At 70.3% G+C, this 18,765-nt stretch carries 17 protein-coding genes; 7 read left to right on the top strand and 10 right to left on the bottom strand.

The annotated features are described in order from the left end of the window. The first annotated feature begins 48 nt into the window (after positions 1 to 48). Positions 49 to 1,077 carry a serine hydrolase domain-containing protein gene (locus OHA64_RS29385; protein ID WP_405618033.1) on the top strand — a complete coding sequence of 343 codons (1,029 nt, stop codon included), beginning with the start codon at positions 49 to 51 and terminating at the stop codon, positions 1,075 to 1,077. A gap of 144 nt (positions 1,078 to 1,221) precedes the next feature. Here the strand turns inward: OHA64_RS29385 and OHA64_RS29380 are convergent, their stop codons facing one another. Next, positions 1,222 to 2,928, bottom strand: a complete 1,707-nt coding sequence (locus tag OHA64_RS29380) for a glycerol-3-phosphate dehydrogenase/oxidase (protein ID WP_405618031.1) — start codon at positions 2,926 to 2,928, stop codon at positions 1,222 to 1,224. 292 nt (positions 2,929 to 3,220) lie between these two features. On the opposite strand from OHA64_RS29380, the gene OHA64_RS29375 reads away from it, so the two are divergent. Next, a complete protein-coding gene (locus tag OHA64_RS29375) occupies positions 3,221 to 4,432 on the top strand; it encodes a nucleotide sugar dehydrogenase (protein WP_405618029.1) in 1,212 nt (403 codons plus the stop codon). A 145-nt stretch (positions 4,433 to 4,577) separates the two neighbouring features. Next, positions 4,578 to 5,162: a hypothetical protein gene (locus OHA64_RS29370; protein WP_405618027.1), complete on the top strand. Its 585-nt coding sequence runs from the start codon at positions 4,578 to 4,580 to the stop codon at positions 5,160 to 5,162. Between the two features lie 95 nt (positions 5,163 to 5,257). On the opposite strand, the gene OHA64_RS29365 is transcribed toward OHA64_RS29370, so the two are convergent. The 4 genes from OHA64_RS29365 to OHA64_RS29350 all read right to left on the bottom strand — a co-directional run bounded on the left by OHA64_RS29365 (position 5,258) and on the right by OHA64_RS29350 (position 9,676). Further along, positions 5,258 to 6,382, bottom strand: a complete 1,125-nt coding sequence (locus OHA64_RS29365) for a GuaB3 family IMP dehydrogenase-related protein (RefSeq protein WP_405618025.1) — start codon at positions 6,380 to 6,382, stop codon at positions 5,258 to 5,260. 102 nt (positions 6,383 to 6,484) lie between these two features. Further along, positions 6,485 to 7,990 (bottom strand): IMP dehydrogenase, encoded by a 1,506-nt coding sequence (guaB, locus tag OHA64_RS29360; RefSeq protein WP_405618022.1) that lies wholly within the window; start codon positions 7,988 to 7,990, stop codon positions 6,485 to 6,487. Positions 7,991 to 8,210: 220 nt separating this feature from the next. Further along, positions 8,211 to 8,798 (bottom strand): sigma-70 family RNA polymerase sigma factor, encoded by a 588-nt coding sequence (locus OHA64_RS29355; RefSeq protein WP_405618020.1) that lies wholly within the window; start codon positions 8,796 to 8,798, stop codon positions 8,211 to 8,213. 266 nt (positions 8,799 to 9,064) lie between these two features. Beyond that, positions 9,065 to 9,676, bottom strand: a complete 612-nt coding sequence (locus tag OHA64_RS29350) for a response regulator transcription factor (RefSeq protein WP_003948568.1) — start codon at positions 9,674 to 9,676, stop codon at positions 9,065 to 9,067. A gap of 382 nt (positions 9,677 to 10,058) precedes the next feature. On the opposite strand from OHA64_RS29350, the gene OHA64_RS29345 reads away from it, so the two are divergent. After that, the gene (locus tag OHA64_RS29345) at positions 10,059 to 10,394 is read left to right on the top strand and encodes a WhiB family transcriptional regulator (protein ID WP_405618018.1); all 336 of its coding nucleotides are present in this window, start codon (positions 10,059 to 10,061) and stop codon (positions 10,392 to 10,394) included. 42 nt (positions 10,395 to 10,436) lie between these two features. Here OHA64_RS29345 and OHA64_RS29340 read toward each other — a convergent pair whose 3' ends face one another. Next, positions 10,437 to 11,387, bottom strand: a complete 951-nt coding sequence (locus tag OHA64_RS29340) for a LysR family transcriptional regulator (RefSeq protein ID WP_405618016.1) — start codon at positions 11,385 to 11,387, stop codon at positions 10,437 to 10,439. A 247-nt stretch (positions 11,388 to 11,634) separates the two neighbouring features. On the opposite strand from OHA64_RS29340, the gene OHA64_RS29335 reads away from it, so the two are divergent. Together OHA64_RS29335 and OHA64_RS29330 are read left to right on the top strand one after the other, a co-directional pair. Then, entirely contained in the window at positions 11,635 to 12,408 is a 774-nt protein-coding gene (locus OHA64_RS29335) for an SDR family NAD(P)-dependent oxidoreductase (RefSeq protein WP_405618014.1), read from the top strand. Positions 12,409 to 12,486: 78 nt separating this feature from the next. Beyond that, positions 12,487 to 13,194, top strand: a complete 708-nt coding sequence (locus tag OHA64_RS29330) for an ester cyclase (RefSeq protein WP_405618011.1) — start codon at positions 12,487 to 12,489, stop codon at positions 13,192 to 13,194. Positions 13,195 to 13,336: 142 nt separating this feature from the next. Here OHA64_RS29330 and groL read toward each other — a convergent pair whose 3' ends face one another. From groL to OHA64_RS29310, 4 genes are all read right to left on the bottom strand, one after another. Continuing rightward, on the bottom strand, positions 13,337 to 14,962 hold the full coding sequence (groL, locus tag OHA64_RS29325; protein WP_405618009.1) for a chaperonin GroEL: 1,626 nt from the start codon (positions 14,960 to 14,962) through the stop codon (positions 13,337 to 13,339). A gap of 131 nt (positions 14,963 to 15,093) precedes the next feature. Then, entirely contained in the window at positions 15,094 to 15,402 is a 309-nt protein-coding gene (gene groES, locus OHA64_RS29320; RefSeq protein WP_003998759.1) for a co-chaperone GroES, read from the bottom strand. Positions 15,403 to 15,684: 282 nt separating this feature from the next. Beyond that, positions 15,685 to 16,500 (bottom strand): polysaccharide deacetylase family protein, encoded by an 816-nt coding sequence (locus OHA64_RS29315; protein ID WP_405618007.1) that lies wholly within the window; start codon positions 16,498 to 16,500, stop codon positions 15,685 to 15,687. Next, positions 16,497 to 17,354, bottom strand: coding sequence for a polysaccharide deacetylase family protein (locus OHA64_RS29310; RefSeq protein WP_405618005.1), 858 nt, complete (start codon positions 17,352 to 17,354; stop codon positions 16,497 to 16,499). The genes OHA64_RS29315 and OHA64_RS29310 overlap by 4 nt, the downstream gene beginning before the upstream one ends. Positions 17,355 to 17,597: 243 nt before the next feature. Here OHA64_RS29310 and OHA64_RS29305 point away from each other — a divergent pair, with 243 nt between their 5' ends. Beyond that, entirely contained in the window at positions 17,598 to 18,764 is a 1,167-nt protein-coding gene (locus tag OHA64_RS29305; RefSeq protein WP_405618003.1) for a THUMP-like domain-containing protein, read from the top strand. Position 18,765 lies beyond the last annotated feature (1 nt).

Here is an 18,765-nt window from a genome sequence, read left to right as displayed (position 1 = left end):
GGGCCTGGACGAGGGAGGTCCTCAGCGATGTCACGGCGTGGGACACCGATGCCACGGCTTCGGACGCTGCTGGCCCTGCCCGTTCTGCTGGCTCCGGCCGCTTCCTCGGCACCCTCCGCTCCGCCCGCCGACGCGCTCCTCCCGCTGCTGGTCACCCAGGGCGGGGCCCCCGCCGCGGCTCTCCTGACCCGCGACAAGACCGGCACCAGCTACTTCCGGGCCGGCCATGGCATCACCCGCGCCGACCACTTCCGGGCCGGCAGCGTCACCAAGACCTTCATCGCGACGGTGGTCCTGCAACTGGCCGCCGAACACCGACTGAAGCTGTCGGACACCGTGGAGCAGCACCTGCCGGGTCTCGTGCGCGGAGCCGGCAACGACGGCCGCGCGCTGACCCTGCGTTCCCTGCTCACCCACACCAGCGGCCTGTACGACTTCACCGCGGCCACCGGTGGCGTCGTCCCCCTCACCCCACGTCAGGCCCTGCGCATCTCGCTCGCCCACCCCCCGGCCCACCGCGGCCGTTTCTCGTACTCGAACACCAACTACGTGCTGCTCGGCCTGGTCGTCGAGCAGGTCACCCGCCGGTCGTACGCAGCCGAGGCCGAGCGCCGTGTCATCGCTCCCCTGGGCCTGAAGGGCACCTCCTTCCCCGGTTCCCGCACCGCTCTGCCCTCTCCGCACGGCCGCGCCTACGCGACCGACGGAACCGACGTCACCGAGCTCGACCCACGGGTGGCCGGGGCCGCGGGCGAGCTGGTGACCACACTCGCCGATCTGGACCGCTTCTACGCGGCCCTGCTCGACGGCCGGCTCCTGCCCCCGCACTGGCTGCGCGAGATGCTGGACACCCGCACCGCACACGGCTCGTACGGCATGGGGCTGTACCCGGTGACGCTGCCGTGCGGCACCAAGGTGTGGGGGCACAACGGCCGGATCTCCGGCAGCTACGTGCGCACCGCTGCCACCATCGACGGTCGTCGTGTCCTCACCTTCCGGGTGGACACGGACGCGGTCGCAGATCCCGCCCTCGAACCGGCCCTGCTCGCCGCCGAGTTCTGCCCCCGCACCTCGTAGAACGGCCGGGTTCCGAACGAAGATCCCGTATCCCGCCACTCGTTCGAGTGACGTCGAGTTGAGCTCCCTCCGAGCACCTCCACTCGGAGCCCGCTCCCGAGCCCGCCCCTCCGCCGTGCCCCCACCGAACCCCGCCGGGAACCCCTACAACGGCACGATGTCCGGCGCCCCTATCCGCGCCGCGTCCGCCGTCAGATCGTCCGGCTGCCGCTGTGACTCCCGCTCCGCCTCCACCCGCTTCTCGTAGTGCTCGACCTCCCGCTCGATGTGGTCACTGTCCCAACCGAGCACCGGCGCCATCAGTTCGGCGGTCTCGCGGGCGCAGCGGGTGCCCCGGTCGAAGGTCTCGATGGAGATGCGGGTGCGCCGGGTCAGCACGTCGTCCAGGTGCCGCGCGCCCTCGTGCGAGGCGGCGTACACGACCTCGGCGCGCAGATAGTCGTCGGCGCCCTGCAATGGTTCGCCCAGCGAGGTGTCCGCGGCGACCAGGTCGAGGACCTCCTCCGCCATCGCGCCGTAACGGTTCAGCAGGTGCTCCACGCGCACCACGTGCAGACCGGTTCGGGCCGCGATCCGCGCCCGCGCGTTCCACAGGGCGCGATACCCCTCCGCCCCGAGCAGCGGGACGTCCTCCGTCACGCACTCGGCGACCCGCATGTCGAGACCGTGCACCGCCTCGTCCACCGCGTCCTTGGCCATCACCCGGTAGGTCGTGTACTTGCCGCCCGCCACGACGACGAGCCCCGGCACCGGGTGCGCCACGGTGTGCTCGCGCGACAGCTTGCTGGTGGCGTCCGACTCGCCTGCCAGCAGGGGCCTGAGCCCGGCGTACACACCCTGGACGTCGTCCCTGGTCAGCGGGAGGGCGAGGACGGAGTTCACATGCTCCAGCAGATAGTCGATGTCGGCGCTGGACGCGGCCGGGTGCGCCTTGTCGAGGTCCCAGTCGGTGTCCGTCGTACCGATGATCCAGTGCCGGCCCCAGGGGATGACGAACAGGACGGACTTCTCGGTGCGCAGGATCAGCCCGGTCGAGGAGTGGATGCGGTCCTTGGGGACCACCAGGTGGATGCCCTTGGACGCCCGGACGTGGAACTGGCCGCGCTCGCCCACCATCGCCTGGGTGTCGTCGGTCCACACACCCGTGGCGTTGACGATCTGCTTGGCGCGGATCTCGTACTCCCCGCCCGCCTCGACGTCCTGCACCCGGGCGCCGACCACGCGCTCGCCCTCGCGCAGGAAGCCGCTGACGCGCGCGCGGTTGGCGGTCTTCGCGCCGTACGCCGCCGCCGTGCGCACCAGGGTGGCCACGAAGCGGGCGTCGTCCATCTGCGCGTCGTAGTACTGCAACGCGCCCACCAGCGCGTCCTTCTTCAGGGCGGGTGCGACCCGCAGGGCGTGACGGCGGCTGAGATGACGGTGCGTGGGCAGGCCCCGGCCGTGTCCGCGGGCCATCGACATGGCGTCGTAGAGCGCGACGCCCGAACCGGCGTACAGCCGCTCCCAGCCCTTGTGCTTCAGGGGGTAGAGGAACGGCACCGGCTTCGCCAGGTGCGGGGCGAGCCGCTCCAGCAGCAGACCGCGTTCCTTCAGCGCCTCCCGGACCAGTGCGAAGTCGAGCATCTCCAGATAGCGCAGCCCGCCGTGGATCAGCTTGCTGGACCTGCTGGACGTGCCCGACGCCCAGTCGCGCGCCTCGACCAGCCCCGTGGACAGTCCGCGGGTCGCGGCGTCGAGAGCGGTGCCCGCACCGACCACGCCCGCCCCCACCACCAGCACGTCCAGTTCACGCTCGGCCATTGATGCCAGTGACTCGGCCCGTTGCGCCGGCCCCAGTGTCGCTGTCCGCACAGCTGCCTCCCGCTCTGGTCGTGCCGATCTCACCCCGAAGGAGTGGCCCGGTTCGTATCCCCCATGCCCAAATTCTGACCGGCTTGCCCACGTGCAGCCACCACTCACCCCCAGCCTGTGGATAACTTTCACGGACACCCGGAACAACACGCACAGACCTGCGGGAAGACACACGTAATCAATCCCGCAAATCGGTCATATTTACTCCTAGTCTGACATTGCTCTCGCCCATCCTGTCCACCGGGCTTGCGCACCTGTCCCGCTTCGGTTATTGGGAAGGACGGCCCACGCCATGCCCGCAGATCTCGCCGTCATCGGACTCGGCCCCTACGGACTGCCCCTGGCCCAGGCCGCCGTCGCCGCCGGCATCTCCACCCTTGGCTACCGGACCGGCCCCGAGCCCGGCTCCCTCAGCCCGGCGGAACTGCGCCGGATGCTCTCGGGGGGCTTCCGGTACGCGACCAGCCCGGCCGAGCTCGGGCGGGTGCGCACCGCGGTCATCTGCGCCCCCACCCCGCGGGGCGCGGACGGCGGGCTCGACCTGAGCCAGGTGGAGGCGGCCGCTCGCACCCTGGCCGCACAGCTGCGCCCGCACACCACGGTGATCCTGGAGTCCCCCGTGCGCCCCGGCACCACCGAGGACGTCCTGCGCCCGCTCCTCGAAGCGGGTTCCGGGCTGCGCGCGGGCCGCGACTTCCACCTCGCCTACTCCCCCAGCCGCGTCGACCCCGGCAACCGCGACTTCACCCCCGCCAACACCCCCAAGGTGATCGGCGGCCTCACCCCCGCCTGCACCGAGTCGGCCGCCGCCTTCTACGGCCGCCTCACCGACAAGGTGGTACGCGCACGCGGCCCGCGCGAGGCGGAGACGGTACAGGTCCTGGAAACCAACTACCGGCACGTCAACATCGCCCTCGTCAACGAGATGGCCGTGCTCTGCAACGACCTCGGCGTCGACCTGTGGGACGTCATCCGCTGCGCGGAGACCAAGCCGTTCGGCTTCCAGGCCTTCCGCCCCGGCCCCGGCGTCGGCGGCCACGCCCTCGCGCAGGACCTGAGCGGCAGCCACTCGGGCCGCACCCTGCGCATGGTCGAACTCGCCCAGCAGGTCAACGGCCAGATGCCCCGTTACGTCATCCAGCGCGCCGCGACCCTCCTCAACGAGCACGGCAAGTCCGCGCGCGGCGCCCGGGTACTGCTGCTCGGCGTCACCTACAAGCCCGACCTCGCCGACCAGCAGGGCGCGCCCGCGCAGGAAGTAGCGGTCCGGCTGATGGAGTTGGGCGCGGCCGTGAGCTACCACGACCCGCACGTTCCGTCCTGGAGCGTCCTGGGCCGCCCGGTCCCGCGCGCGGACTCCCTCTACGAGGCGGCCGCCGAGGCCGATCTGACGATCCTGCTCCAACAGCACCGGACGTACGACCTCCAGGGCCTGTCGGTGAAGGCCCAGTTGCTGCTGGACACGCGCGGGGCGACGCCGACGGGGGCGGCCCACCGGATCTGAGGGCGGATTTACCAGTGAATCGGGCGGGGTTGCCTGCTACTCTTCGGCGATCCGTCGCACATGTGCACGGATTTTGTCGCACATTCGTGCACACATCACACCGCTCGTTCACCGGTCCCGCGAGGGACATGGGGGGATCTCTGTCATGGCTCAGTCAGCTCCGCCACCGCCTGCCGACGGCAACCCGTACGCCCAGCAGCCCACCGACGGCAACCCGTACGCCCAGCAGCCCGGCACCGCGCCGCAGCCGCAGCCGACCGACGGCAACCCGTTCGCGCAGCAGCCGGGCGCCATGCCGCCTCCCCTGGCGCCGCTCGCCCCGGCCCGGAGCGGCAACGTCCCCCTCGGCCTGGTCGCCGCCGTCGTCGCGGCTCTGGTCACCGCCGGCATCTACGGCGCGATCATCGGCGCCACCGAGCGCGAGATCGGCTACGCGGCCGTCGGCGTCGGCTTCCTCATCGGTCTCGCCGCCGGCAAGCTCGGCGGCTCCAACCCGGCGCTGCCCGTGGTGAGCGCCCTGCTCTCGCTGGGCGCGGTCTACGTGGGCCAGCTCATCGGCGTCGCGATGATCATGGCCGACGTGGCCAACCTGTCCTTCAGCACCATGATCACCGAGCACTTCGATGTGGTGACCTCCGGCTGGAAGGAGAGCGCCGACCCGATGACCTTCCTGTTCTTCGCCATCGGCGCGTTCGCCGCGTTCTCCGGCGCGAAGAAGGCCGCCGCGTAACGACATACGCAGACGAACGCAGACGAACGCGAAGGGGCCCGTCCACCCCACGGTGGACGGGCCCCTTCGGCGTCGCACGGACGATGTCGTACGCCCTACCGCCGGTGCACCGAGTCCGCCACCGTCACCTCGACGCGCTGGAACTCCTTCAGCTCGCTGTAGCCGGTGGTGGCCATCGCGCGGCGCAGGGCTCCGAAGAAGTTCATCGAGCCGTCCGGTGTGTGGGACGGGCCGGCGAGGACCTCCTCGATGGTGCCGACCGTGCCCAGGTCGACCTTCTTGCCACGCGGCAGCTCCTCGTTGACCGCCTCCATGCCCCAGTGGTGCCCCTTGCCGGGCGCGTCGGTCGCGCGCGCGAGCGGGGAGCCCATCATCACGGCGTCGGCACCGCAGGCGATCGCCTTGGGCAGGTCGCCGGACCAGCCGACGCCGCCGTCCGCGATCACGTGCACGTACCGTCCGCCGGACTCGTCCATGTAGTCACGGCGGGCCGCCGCCACGTCCGCGACCGCGGTCGCCATCGGGACCTGGATGCCCAGCACGTTGCGCGTGGTGTGCGCGGCGCCGCCGCCGAAGCCGACCAGGACACCCGCCGCGCCGGTGCGCATCAGGTGCAGGGCCGCGGTGTACGTGGCACAGCCGCCGACGATCACCGGGACGTCGAGCTCGTAGATGAACTGCTTCAGGTTCAGCGGCTCGTGCGAACCCGACACGTGCTCCGCGGAGACCGTCGTACCGCGGATGACGAAGATGTCCACGCCCGCGTCCACGACCACCTTGGAGAACTCGGCGGTGCGCTGCGGGGAGAGCGCGGCCGCGGTGACCACGCCCGAGTCACGCACCTCCTTGAGGCGCTGCCCGATCAGCTCCTCCTTGATCGGAGCCGCGTAGATCTCCTGGAGACGGCGGGTCGCGGCGTCCACGTCCAGCTCGGCGATCTCGTCGAGCAGCGGCTGCGGGTCCTCGTACCGCGTCCACAGGCCCTCGAGGTTCAGCACGCCGAGGCCGCCGAGCTCACCGATGCGGATCGCGGTGGCCGGGGAGACGACCGAGTCCATGGGGGCGGCCAGGAAGGGCAGCTCGAAACGGTAGGCGTCGATCTGCCAGGCGATCGAGACCTCCTTCGGGTCCCGCGTACGGCGGCTGGGGACGACGGCGATGTCGTCGAAGGCGTACGCCCGGCGGCCGCGCTTGCCGCGCCCGATCTCGATCTCAGTCACGTCTGTGGCCTTTCCCTCTGCGTTCAGCGTCTTCCAGTATCGCCGACGGGTACGACGAGGGCGGCCCCGGAGTACCCGGGGCCGCCCTCGGAAGCCTGGTGACTACTTGCTGCGGCTGTAGTTCGGGGCCTCGACGGTCATCTGGATGTCGTGCGGGTGGCTCTCCTTGAGGCCCGCGGACGTGATCCGGACGAAGCGGCCCTTGGACTCCATCTCCTCGATGGAGGCGGCGCCCACATAGCCCATGGTCTGGCGCAGACCGCCGACGAGCTGGTGCAGCACGTTGCCCAACGGGCCGCGGTAGGGCACCTGGCCCTCGATGCCCTCGGGCACCAGCTTGTCGTCGGACGCCACCTCGGCCTGGAAGTAGCGGTCCTTGGAGTACGACCTGGCCTGGCCCCGGGACTGCATGGCGCCGAGCGAGCCCATGCCGCGGTACGACTTGAACTGCTTGCCGTTGATGAACTGCAGCTCGCCGGGCGACTCCTCGCAGCCCGCGAGAAGGCTGCCCAGCATCACCGTGTCGGCACCGGCGGCCAGCGCCTTGCCGATGTCGCCGGAGTACTGCAGGCCGCCGTCACCGATCAGCGGGACACCAGCCGGGCGGGCGGCGAGGGAGGCCTCGTAGATGGCGGTGACCTGCGGGACGCCGATGCCGGCGACCACCCGGGTGGTACAGATCGAGCCGGGGCCGACGCCCACCTTGATGCCGTCGACACCCGCGTCGATCAGCGCCTGGGCGCCGTCACGCGTGGCGACGTTGCCGCCGATCACATCGACGCCGACACCCGACTTGATCTTCGCCATCCAGCTGAGGGCGTTGCTGTTGTGACCGTGCGAGGTGTCGACGACCAGGAAGTCCACCCCGGCCTCGGCGAGCGCCTGAGCGCGCTCCAGGGCCTCGGGGCTGGCGCCCACGGCGGCTCCGACGATCAGACGGCCCTCCGCGTCCTTCGCGGCGTTGGGGTACTGCTCGGCCTTGACGAAGTCCTTGACCGTGATGAGGCCCTTGAGGACACCCGCCTCGTCGACCAGGGGAAGCTTCTCGATCTTGTGACGGCGCAGCAGTTCCATGGCGTCGGAGCCGGAGATGCCGACCGTGCCGGTGACCAGCGGCATCGGCGTCATGACCTCGCGCACCTGCCGGGAGCGGTCGCTCTCGAAGGCCATGTCACGGTTGGTGACGATGCCGAGCAGCTTGCCCTCGCCGTCGGTGACCGGCACGCCGCTGATGCGGAACTTCGCGCACAGGGCGTCGGCCTCGCCCAGCGTCGCGTCGGGGTTCACCGTGATCGGGTCGGTGACCATGCCGGACTCGGAACGCTTCACGAGGTCGACCTGGTTGACCTGGTCCTCGATGGAGAGGTTGCGGTGCAGGACACCGACACCGCCCTGACGCGCCATGGCGATCGCCATACGGGACTCGGTGACCTTGTCCATCGCCGCCGAGAGCAGGGGGATGTTCACCCGGACGTTGCGCGAGATGCGGGACGAGGTGTCGACCGCGCCGGGGAGCACTTCGGATGCGCCCGGCAGCAGCAGCACGTCGTCGTAGGTGAGCCCGAGGGTCGCGAATTTGGCGGGCACTCCGTCGACGTTGGCAGTCATGACACCTTCCCCAAATGGCCTTGATCGGTGCGGATGTCCATGCTAACGGGAAGCAGGGGCCCCGGATTCCACGGTTCCCAGTGACTCCGGGCTTCGTATGTTCGTACGGAAGCGCCACACCGTGCGTTCAGGCATGGGCGGAGCGCTCAGCCGTCGTCGAGCGTTCCAGCACGGTGGGAGCGTTCAGGAACCGAAACCAGCCACAGCCTGCGAACAAGCGCTACTGCTCCGCCAGCGCCCGCAACCTGCTGAGCGCCCTGTGCTGGGCCACTCGAACCGCACCGGGTGACATTCCCAACATCTGACCCGTCTCCTCCGCCGTCAACCCCACCGCGATCCTCAGCAGCAAGAGCTCACGCTGGTTGTCGGGGAGGTTGGCCAGCAGTTTCTTGGCCCACTCGGCGTCGCTGCTCAGCAGCGCCCGCTCCTCGGGGCCCAGCGAGTCGTCCGGCCGCTCGGGCATCTCGTCCGAGGGGACCGCCGTCGAGCCGGGGTGGCGCATCGCCGCCCGCTGGAGGTCGGCGACCTTGTGTGCGGCGATGGCGAAGACGAACGCCTCGAAGGGTCTGCCGGTGTCCCGGTAGCGCGGCAGGGCCAGCAGGACCGCGACACAGACCTCCTGCGCGAGGTCCTCGACGAAGTGCCGGGCGTCGCCCGGAAGGCGGGACAGACGGGTGCGGCAGTAGCGCAACGCCAGGGGGTGGACATGGGCGAGCAGGTCGTGCGTGGCCTGCTCGTCCCCGTCGACGGCACGGTGGACGAGCCCGCCGATCGCCCCTGGGGCCGTGCCCGCCTCGTCGTCGCGCATCGGTCCATGGTGCCTTGGCGGCGTCCGATCCGTGGCATCGCGCTGGTCGTTGTGCACCGAAGCGTTATGAGCAGGTGCGCCGGAACTCATCCCCTGCGCCCTCCCGTTCCGCTCGACCGACTTGTCCCCGAGGAACTCCACACCTCAAGGATGCGGCATCCGCGGCGAAACGAGCAGCGGGCATCCGTCCGACCCCTGTGCCGCCCCCGCCCACCTCGCGGCAGGCGGGGGTTTTCCGACCCCCGCGACGACACACCGGGTGACGCCTAGCGGACCAGGCCCCAGCGGAATCCGAGCGCCACGGCGTGCGCCCGGTCCGAGGCACCGAGCTTTTTGAACAGGCGTCGGGCGTGCGTCTTCACGGTGTCCTCGGAGAGGAACAGCTCCCGGCCGATCTCGGCGTTGGAGCGGCCATGACTCATGCCTTCGAGGACCTGGATCTCACGCGCTGTGAGCGTGGGCGCCGCGCCCATCTCGGCGGAGCGAAGCCGCCGAGGGGCCAGCCGCCAGGTCGGGTCGGCGAGGGCCTGCGTGACGGTCGCCCGCAACTCGGCACGGGACGCGTCCTTGTGCAGATAGCCGCGGGCACCGGCGGCGACGGCGAGGGCCACACCGTCGAGGTCCTCGGCGACCGTGAGCATGATGATGCGCGCACCCGGGTCGGCGGACAGCAGCCGCCGGACGGTCTCGACGCCGCCCAGACCGGGCATGCGTACGTCCATCAGAATCAGGTCCGAACGGTCGGCGCCCCACCGGCGGAGGACTTCCTCACCGTTGGCCGCGGTCGTCACGCGCTCGACGCCGGGCACGGTCGCGACCGCGCGGCGGAGCGCTTCTCGGGCAAGCGGGGAGTCGTCGCAGACGAGGACGGATGTCATGGCCGTCCTCCGCAGCTGATGCACGTCACCTTGAGCCTCCAGGCTGGTACGAAATCGTCACCTGTGCGGTCGACCGACTCGGACACCTGCCCGAGCGTTTGTGTTTTCAACCGCCTCCGCACTCTCAACGACGGTCACTCGAAAGAGTTACGGGGCCGTGTGCCATCTTCGGCACTCTACGTGAGTGCTCGGACACGGTGCAGACACGCGCGGCGGACCCGCGACGTTTCATCACATCCCGTGCCCCATTCAGACCCTTTTCTTCCCGTTTTCTGGTGTCTGGGGCTAGATTCGCAATGTGTCATATTTTCATCTCCTTAGATCGTAGACGTACGGTAGTGGACACCCGTATCCACCCAGAACGGCTGCAAGGGGTCACGCAATGGCAGATTTCTCCCGCCTTCCCGGACCGAACGCGGACCTGTGGGACTGGCAGCTCCTGGCTGCCTGTCGCGGGGTGGACAGCTCGCTCTTCTTCCATCCGGAGGGTGAGCGCGGGGCGGCCCGGAGTGCTCGCGAGAACTCGGCCAAGGAGGTCTGCATGAGGTGCCCGGTGCGCGCGCAGTGCGCGGCGCACGCGCTGGCGGTGCGAGAGCCGTACGGCGTCTGGGGCGGACTGACCGAGGACGAGCGCGAGGAGTTGATGGGACGGGCGCGCCACCGGTTGGTGTCGGCGTCGGCGTCGGCGGCCACCGGAGACAGCGCCTCGAACACTTGAAGGAACGTTTCTGCTCTCCGGGCACGCTCACGCAGCGTGCCCTTACTTTTCCCCGGGCTCCCGCACGTTCCCCGGGCGGGCTCCTCGCTGGCGGGCCGCCGCCCGCGTCAGGTGGTCCAGCGTCGCCGCCACCGCCGGCACGTGCGCCAGGTCGGGCAGCGTGAGCGCGACGATCTCCCGCCGCACCGCCGGTTCCAGCGTCACGGTGCGTGCACCTCGGGGCCGTACGGACTCGACGGCCAGCTGGGGCAGGACGGCGACGCCGAGGCCGGCGCCCACCAATCCCACCACTGCCGGATAGTCGTCGGTCGCGAAGTCGATGCGGGGCGTGAAGCCGGCGCCCTCGCACACCTCGACCAGTTGACCGCGGCAGCGCGGGCAGCCCGCGATCCAGGGCTCCCCGGCCAGCTCGCCGATGGCGAGGGACCCTGAGGATCCGGCCCCTGCGAGCCGGTGCCGTTCCGGGACGAGGGCTACGAGACGGTCGGTGAGCAGGGGCCGTACGACGAGGTCGTGCCACTCCTCCGCGCCCGTGGCCCCCTCGTAGCGGAAGGCGAGGGCCACGTCGCAGTCGCCCTCGCGCAGCAGCTCGACAGACCGGGGCGGCTCGGCCTCCTCCAGGGAGACGCGGGTGCCGGGGTGTTCGGCGCGGAGGGCGGCCAGCGCCGTCGGGACGAGGGTGGAGCTGCCGCTGGGGAAGGAGACCAGCCGGACCCGCCCGGCCCGCAGCCCCGCGATCGCGGCGACCTCCTCCTCGGCCGCGGTGAGCCCGGAGAGGATCCCGGCGGCGTGCCGGACCAGCGCCTCACCGGCCTGGGTCAGCCGCATCTCGCGTCCGCTGCGGATCAGCAGGGGTGTGCCCACGGATGCCTCCAGGGCCTTCATCTGCTGGCTGACGGCGGGCTGGGTGCAGCCCAGCTCGCGCCCCGCCGCGGAGAACGAACCGGTGGCGGCGACGGCGCGCAGCACACGGAGATGACGGGCCTCGATCACGGGATCGAGCATAAGCGGGCCTTGGGGAAGATGCCGAATAATGCGTCGTTGCTTTTGCCGACCGCCCCTTACCGTGCCGTCATGAAGCTTCTGTCTGTGAATGTGGGCCGTCCGAAGGCGGTGCCGATTCCGGAACGCGGCGATCGTGACGGGCGTTCACGAAAAGGGCCCTCGGACCTGGGCGTCAGGCACCGGGAGGGCTTGTGCAGGAGCGGACGGGCACAGTCATGGTCACTAACCTTGCGCCATGACAACGGCTCTCATCACGGGATCGACCGCGGGCATCGGTGCCGCGTTCGCACGACGGCTGGCTTCGGACGGGCACAACCTCGTCCTGGTCGCCCGCGACACCAAGCGACTGCGGGAACAGGCGACCGAACTGCACGACCGCCACGGCATCGAGGCGGGAGTCCTCACCGCCGACCTGGCGACGGACGACGGCATCGAGGCGGTGGCCGCCCGGCTCGGCGACCGCAAGAACCCCGTCGACCTGCTGATCAACAACGCGGGCTTCGGCAACAAGGGCCGCTATCTCGACGTATCCATGGCGGACGAGCTGACCATGCTCAAGGTGCACTGCGAGGCGGTGCTGCGGCTGACGTCGGCGGCGGCCGAGGCGATGCGGGAGCGGGGCCGCGGGGGTGTCGTCAACGTCGCCTCGGTGGCGGCGTTCGTGCCGCGCGGGACCTACGGCGCGTCCAAGGCGTGGGTCGTGCAGTTCACGCAGGGCGCGGCCAAGGACCTGGCGGGCAGCGGCGTGCGGTTGATGGCGCTGTGCCCCGGGTTCGTGCGCACCGAGTTCCATCAGCGGGCCGGGATGGGAACGGACAACATCCCGGGCTGGATGTGGCTGGACGCGGACAAGCTGGTGGCGGCGGCGCTGGCGGATCTGGCACGCGGCAAGTCGTTGTCGATCCCGGACCCGCGGTACAAGGCGCTGATGGGGCTCGTGAAGGTCACCCCACGGTCGCTGCTGGGCGGGATCAGCTCGAAGACGGGGCGCAAGTACGGGCCCCAGTAGTGAGCAGGTGGCGTCGTCCCTCCGGTGGGAGAATGGACGGGACCGGAAACCGTGCCCAGGGGGGCCGGAGGCGGCGTCATGACGTTCGTACAGCTCATCGACTGCAGGACCGACCGGTTCGACGAGATGAACCGGCTCATGGACACATGGGCAGAGCAGACCAAGGGGAAGCGGACCGCGACACACGCGGTGGTCGGCAAGGACCGCTCGGACGCGTCGCACTTCATCGAGATCGTGGAGTTCCCCTCGTACGAGGAGGCGATGCGCAACTCCGGGCTGCCGGAGACCGACCGGATCTTCCAGGACATGGTCGCCCTGTGCGACGAGATGCCGACGTTCACCGACCTGGACGTGGTGCGGGACGAGCAGTTGTACGCGGCGAACGCACGGCGGTTCTTCGAGGCGTTGGCGACCGCCGGAGATCTGCCCCCGATGAACGACCTGCTCGATGAGGACATCCACAGCCACAATCCGATCAACCCGCAGGACATGATCGGGCTGGACTCCGCCCGCGCCGAGTTCCGGATGTGGCGGGCCGCCTTCGACTTCGTGTTCACGGTCGACGACCTGATCACCCAGGGCGACCGGGCCTGCGCACGGTGGACCTGGAACGCCACCCACAAGGCGGACTTCATGGGGATTCCCGCCACCGGCAAGCGGGTCACGATGACCGGGACGACCACGTTCCGGTTCGCGCCCGACGGGAAGATCGCAGAGACCTGGTGGCAACACGACCAGCTGGGCCTGATGCAGCAGCTGGGTGCGCTGGACTCATTGGAGAGGTAGCTCGGCCCGGAGCCTGGGGCCTGTCGTCCGGATCACGCCGGTGACGAGGGACGGCGGTCTCGGCAGGGCACAAGACCCGCGAAGGGGAAGGGCCCCGTTCCGGCACCTGAGTGCGGAACGGGGCCCTCTGCGAGCGGGGTCCTCAGTGGGAGTGACCGTGGCCGTGGCCCGCGGCCGCCGGCTCTTCCTCTTCCTTCTTCTCGACGACCAGGGTCTCGGTCGTCAGGAGCAGGGAGGCGATGGAGGCGGCGTTCTCCAGGGCGGAGCGGGTGACCTTCACCGGGTCGATGACGCCGGCCTTGACCAGGTCGCCGTACTCGCCGGTGGCGGCGTTGAAGCCCTGGCCCTTGTCGAGCTCCGCGACCTTGGCGGTGATGACGTAGCCTTCCAGGCCCGCGTTCTCGGCGATCCAGCGCAGCGGCTCGACGGCGGCCTTGCGGACGACCGCGACACCGGTGGCCTCGTCGCCGGTCTTGCCGAGGTTGCCCTCCAGGACCTTCACGGCGTGGACGAGCGCGGAGCCACCACCGGAGACGATGCCCTCCTCGACCGCGGCGCGGGTCGCGGAGATGGCGTCCTCCAGACGGTGCTTCTTCTCCTTCAGCTCCACCTCGGTGGCGGCGCCGACCTTGATCACGCACACGCCGCCGGCCAGCTTCGCGAGGCGCTCCTGGAGCTTCTCGCGGTCCCAGTCGGAGTCGGTGTTCTCGATCTCGGACTTGATCTGGGCGACACGGCCGTGGACGTCGTCGGTCTTGCCGGCGCCGTCGACGATCGTCGTGTCGTCCTTGGTGATCGTGACGCGGCGGGCGGAGCCCAGCACCTCGAGGCCGACCTGGTCGAGCTTGAGGCCGACCTCCTCGGCGACGACCGTGGCGCCGGTCAGGATCGAGATGTCCTGGAGCATGGCCTTGCGGCGGTCACCGAAGCCGGGGGCCTTGACCGCGACCGCGTTGAAGGTGCCGCGGATCTTGTTCACGACCAGGGTCGACAGGGCCTCGCCCTCGACGTCCTCGGCGATGATCAGGAGCGGCTTGGAGGAGTTGGTCTGGATGACCTTCTCCAGCAGCGGCAGCAGGTCCTGGATCGAGGAGATCTTGCCCTGGGTGATCAGGATGTACGGGTCGTCGAGGACGGCCTCCATGCGCTCCTGGTCCGTCACGAAGTACGGCGACAGGTAGCCCTTGTCGAAGGCCATGCCCTCGGTGAAGTCCAGCTCCAGACCGAAGGTGTTGGACTCCTCGACGGTGATGACACCGTCCTTGCCGACCTTGTCCATCGCCTCGGCGATGAGCTCGCCGACCTGGTTGTCCTGGGCGGACAGACCGGCGACGGCGGCGATGTCGGACTTCTCGTCGATCGGCCGGGCGGTCGCGAGGAGCTCCTCGGACACAGCCTTGACCGCGGCGTCGATGCCCTTCTTCAGGGCGGCCGGGGAGGCACCCGCGGCGACGTTCTTCAGGCCCTCGCGTACCAGCGCCTGGGCGAGCACGGTGGCGGTGGTGGTGCCGTCACCCGCGATGTCGTTGGTCTTGGTCGCCACCTCCTTCACCAGCTGGGCGCCGAGGTTCTCGTACGGGTCCTCGACCTCGACCTCGCGGGCGATGGTGACGCCGTCGTTGGTGATGGTGGGAGCGCCGAACTTCTTGTCGATGACGACGTTGCGGCCCTTGGGGCCGATCGTCACCTTGACCGTGTCGGCAAGCTTGTTGACGCCGCGCTCGAGGGCGCGACGGGCGTCCTCGTCGAACTTCAGGATCTTCGCCATGGGAGCGTGAGCCCTCTCGGAAATCTAGGTGAAATTAGCCGCGCCCCTGGCGCCCGGCTCACTAGTGATCGCGGGGGGCCAGGGGCGCAGCTCAATGCAATGTGCTTCGCGGTGAGGCGAAGCGAGGTGAACTACTTCTCGATGATCGCGAGCACGTCGCGAGCCGAGAGGACGAGGTACTCCTCGCCGTTGTACTTCACCTCGGTGCCGCCGTACTTGCTGTACAGCACGATGTCGCCGGTCTTGACGTCGAGCGGAAGACGCTCGCCGTTCTCGAAGCGGCCCGGACCGACGGCCAGGACGACGCCCTCCTGGGGCTTCTCCTTGGCGGTGTCCGGAATGACCAGGCCAGAGGCGGTGGTCTGCTCAGCGTCGAGCGGCTGGACCACAATGCGGTCCTCGAGCGGCTTGATGGCAACCTTGGAGCTGGTGGTCGTCACGATCCGACCTCCCCCTTCGGAGATCTCACGGGGTTAACTGTCTGAGGTGGCGACCAGGTGGATCCGTCGTCGCGGGTGCCGGACCTGCCCGTCGCTAGTTGGCACTCTCCAGGGGGGAGTGCCAGGTCCGAGACTATGACCGCGATTAGCACTCGGTCAAGCGGAGTGCCAATCCGAGCGGTGCGCGGCGCGGTTTTCGGCTGGCGTTCACCCTCCGGGGGCCCGCCGCCGGAGCGGATGCCGCCCGGACGCCCCGGGCTCCCCGGGCTCCCCGGGCTCCCGCTACAGGTAATCCTCCAGCCGCCCCACCGTCAGACCCGCCCGCCGGATCTCCCGCAGCAGCCGTACCGTCCGTTCCCGCAACGACGGAGCCGGGGACTCGCCCGACGCCACCGACACGATGTCCCCCGCCCGCAACCGGCGCTCCCCCTTCGCGAAGGTCAGCCGCTCGCCCTCCATGGACGCTCGCCACAGGACGACCGCCGCGAGATGGCAGTCGCCGGCCGCGCGCAGGGTCGTCGTGTCGTACGTGCCGTAGGGCGGGCGGAAGAGGTGGGGGCGGATGCCGAAGCGGGACCTGAGCTTGTCCTGCTGGCCACAGATCTCGGCGCGCTGGCCGGCGTAGGGCAGACCGCGCAGGGCGGAATGGTCGAGGGTGTGGTTCTGGATGCTCGCGCCGACCGCCTGGAGGCGCGCGAAGTGGCCGTAGCCCGGGCCGACGACGCTGTCCGTGAGGAACATGCTGACCGGGAGCCGCAGTTCACGGACCAGGTCGACGAACCGAGGGTCTCTCTCGGCGCCGTCGTCGTAGGTCAGGAAGACCACCCTGTCGGTCGTACGGACCCGGTCCACCACCGGCGTCAGGCCCGGGCCCGCGGCGAGCGGGGTGGCGGGCCGGGCGGGTGGCCGCGGGGCGGGCGGCAGTGGGCCCGCCAGGCCCCAGCGGCGGTACGCGGGCTCCCCCACCCCGGACGAGCCGTGCGAGCCCGCCCGCCCGGCCGCCTTCTCTCCCAGCCGTTCGATGGGGTCGACGGACTGCGCGCAGCCGGCGAGGAGGACCAGCGCCAGGACTCCGGCCGCCGGCGCCCACCGCCTCACAGGTAGTCCTCCAGCCGGCCGACGGCGTACCCCTCGCGCGTGACCTTGTTCAGGAACCGGCGGACCAGGGCCACCATCGTGCCGTTCCAGTCCTTCCGGCCCCGGAAGTGGGTGAGCACGATGTCGCCCGGGTGGAGGTCGCGGTCCCACTCGCGGAAGTCCCAGTGGTCGACGAAGACCTCCTCGCTCCACAGCGGGACATACCGGACACCGCAGCTCTTCGCCGCGCGCAGGGTGCCCTTGTCGTAGGTGCCGAAGGGCGGGCGGAAGAGCGTGGGCCGCGTGCCGTACTGCTCCTCGATCACGTCCTGCATGCCGCAGATCTCATGCCTCTGGCGGTCGTACGACAGCCCCGGCAGGTAGTGGTGGTGGAGGGTGTGGTTGTTGAGCACGACCCCCCGGTCCCGCATCTTCCTGAAGTATCCGTAGTCGTCCTTGACGACGTGGTCGCTGAGGAAGGCGGTGTACGGGATCTTCAGCTCGCTCATCATCCGCAGGAACTCCGGGTCCTTCTCGGCCCCGTCGTCGATGGTGAGGAAGACGACCTTCTCCCCGGTGGGGACCTTGGTGAAGACCGGGGGGAGGTCCTCTTCCCGGTGGCCCTCGACCTCGAAGCCCTCGCGGGTGGTGATCCTCGGCTTCACCGCCGGGGGCGCAGGCACCGTCAGCGGGACCCTCTTGAGGCCCCAGGCCTCGGCCACCGCCGTCCGGGTCCGGTGCGCGGCGCGCAAGTTGGCGGCGTACCGGTCCAGAGCCCGGGCAGGGCCGGGAGCGGGCCCCACCTCGTAGTCCCCGTCCTGCGCGCAGCCCGAGACGATGGCGGCGGTGGCCAGCGCGGCGACACCGCCCTTCACCCACAGAGAAGACCGACGTGGAGGAGTCCGAAGCTGCTGCCAGACCTGCTCAGTAGGCCGGAGCTGCCGGGAAGACTGGATCCGCCGGAGCCGCCGAGAAGACCAATCGCGCCAAAAAGAACGAGCGTTGTCATCTTGTCCTACGGATTGCATGGTGCCGGATCCTCGCAGGCCACCACCGCGAACCCGGGGTGACACCGCCACCGGAGGCGGACCGTCCACCGACTGGCCCACAATGAACCGGTGAACGACCTCGCTCCCCTCCACACGCCCGAGGGCCGCGCCCTCCTCGACGAAGTGCGCGACACCGCCCCCGCCGACGAACTCGCCGTCGCCACCCGGCTGCGCCGCGACCACCCCGCCGCCCTGGTGTCGGCGGCGCTCGGGCAGGCCCGGCTGCGGCAGCGGGCGGCCGCGAAGTTCGGGGCCGAGGACGCCGGGCGGATGTTCTTCACTCCGAACGGGGTCGAGCAGTCGACCCGGGCGAGCGTGGCGGCGTACCGCGCGCAGCGGCTCAAGGCTCTCGGCGTGCGCTCCGTGGCCGACCTGTGCTGCGGGATCGGTGGGGACGCGATCGCGATCGCCCGGGCGGGGATCAGGGTGCTCGCCGTGGACCGGGATCCGCTGACGGCCCAGGCGGCCCGCGCGAACGCCGACGCGCTGGGTCTCGCCGGCCTCGTCGAGGTGCGGGAGGCGGATGTCACGGAGGTGGACACGGCTTCGTACGACGCCGTGTTCGTCGACCCGGCGCGGCGGGGCGGCCGAGGCCGGATCTTCGATCCGGAGGCGTATTCGCCGCCCCTGTCGTGGGCCGTCCTGGTCGCACACAAGGCGTCGTACGCGGCCCTGAAGGTCGCCCCCGGCATCCCCCACGAGGCCGTCCCCGCCGAGGCGGAGGCCGAGTGGATCTCGGACGGCGGGGACGTGAAGGAGGCGGTGCTGTGGTTCGGCACCGAGCCCGGCGCCGTCCGGGCCACGCTGCTGCCGGGACCGCGCACGCTGCTCTCCCGAGGCCTCCCCGACCCCCAGGTCCGCCCCGTCGGCCGGTACTTGTACGAGCCCGACGGCGCCGTCATCCGTGCCCATCTGGTCGCCGAGGTCGCCGAGGACCTGGAAGGCGGGCTGATCGACCCCACGATCGCCTACATCACGGCCGACGAGAGGCACGTGACCCCGTACGCCTCCGCGTACGAGATCACCGCTCAACTCCCCTTCAACGTCAAGAAGTTGAAGTCCCTGCTGCGGGAGCGCGAGGTCGGCGTCCTGACCGTGAAGAAGCGGGGTTCCGCGGTCGAGCCGGAGGAGCTGCGCCGCAAGGCCCTCCCCAAGCAGCACGGACCGAACTCGGCGACGGTGTTCATGACGCGGGTCGCCGGGGCGCCGACGATGCTCCTCGGGCACCCCGCCTGAC

Source organism: Streptomyces sp. NBC_00076, from assembly GCF_045041235.1.
Classification (GTDB): Bacteria; Actinomycetota; Actinomycetes; order Streptomycetales; family Streptomycetaceae; genus Streptomyces.
This window is presented reverse-complemented; position numbering and strand designations above follow the sequence as displayed.

Excerpts from the sequence above, each read along its gene's own strand:
- OHA64_RS29385 (WP_405618033.1), top strand. The coding sequence starts at position 49 with ATGCCACGGCTTCGGACGCTGCTGGCCCTGCCCGTTCTGCTGGCTCCG.
- OHA64_RS29375 (WP_405618029.1), top strand. The coding sequence starts at position 3,221 with ATGCCCGCAGATCTCGCCGTCATCGGACTCGGCCCCTACGGACTGCCC.
- OHA64_RS29370 (WP_405618027.1), top strand. The coding sequence starts at position 4,578 with ATGGCTCAGTCAGCTCCGCCACCGCCTGCCGACGGCAACCCGTACGCC.
- guaB (WP_405618022.1), bottom strand. The coding sequence starts at position 7,990 with ATGACTGCCAACGTCGACGGAGTGCCCGCCAAATTCGCGACCCTCGGG.
- OHA64_RS29355 (WP_405618020.1), bottom strand. The coding sequence starts at position 8,798 with ATGCGCGACGACGAGGCGGGCACGGCCCCAGGGGCGATCGGCGGGCTC.
- OHA64_RS29350 (WP_003948568.1), bottom strand. The coding sequence starts at position 9,676 with ATGACATCCGTCCTCGTCTGCGACGACTCCCCGCTTGCCCGAGAAGCG.
- OHA64_RS29345 (WP_405618018.1), top strand. The coding sequence starts at position 10,059 with ATGGCAGATTTCTCCCGCCTTCCCGGACCGAACGCGGACCTGTGGGAC.
- OHA64_RS29335 (WP_405618014.1), top strand. The coding sequence starts at position 11,635 with ATGACAACGGCTCTCATCACGGGATCGACCGCGGGCATCGGTGCCGCG.
- OHA64_RS29330 (WP_405618011.1), top strand. The coding sequence starts at position 12,487 with ATGACGTTCGTACAGCTCATCGACTGCAGGACCGACCGGTTCGACGAG.
- groL (WP_405618009.1), bottom strand. The coding sequence starts at position 14,962 with ATGGCGAAGATCCTGAAGTTCGACGAGGACGCCCGTCGCGCCCTCGAG.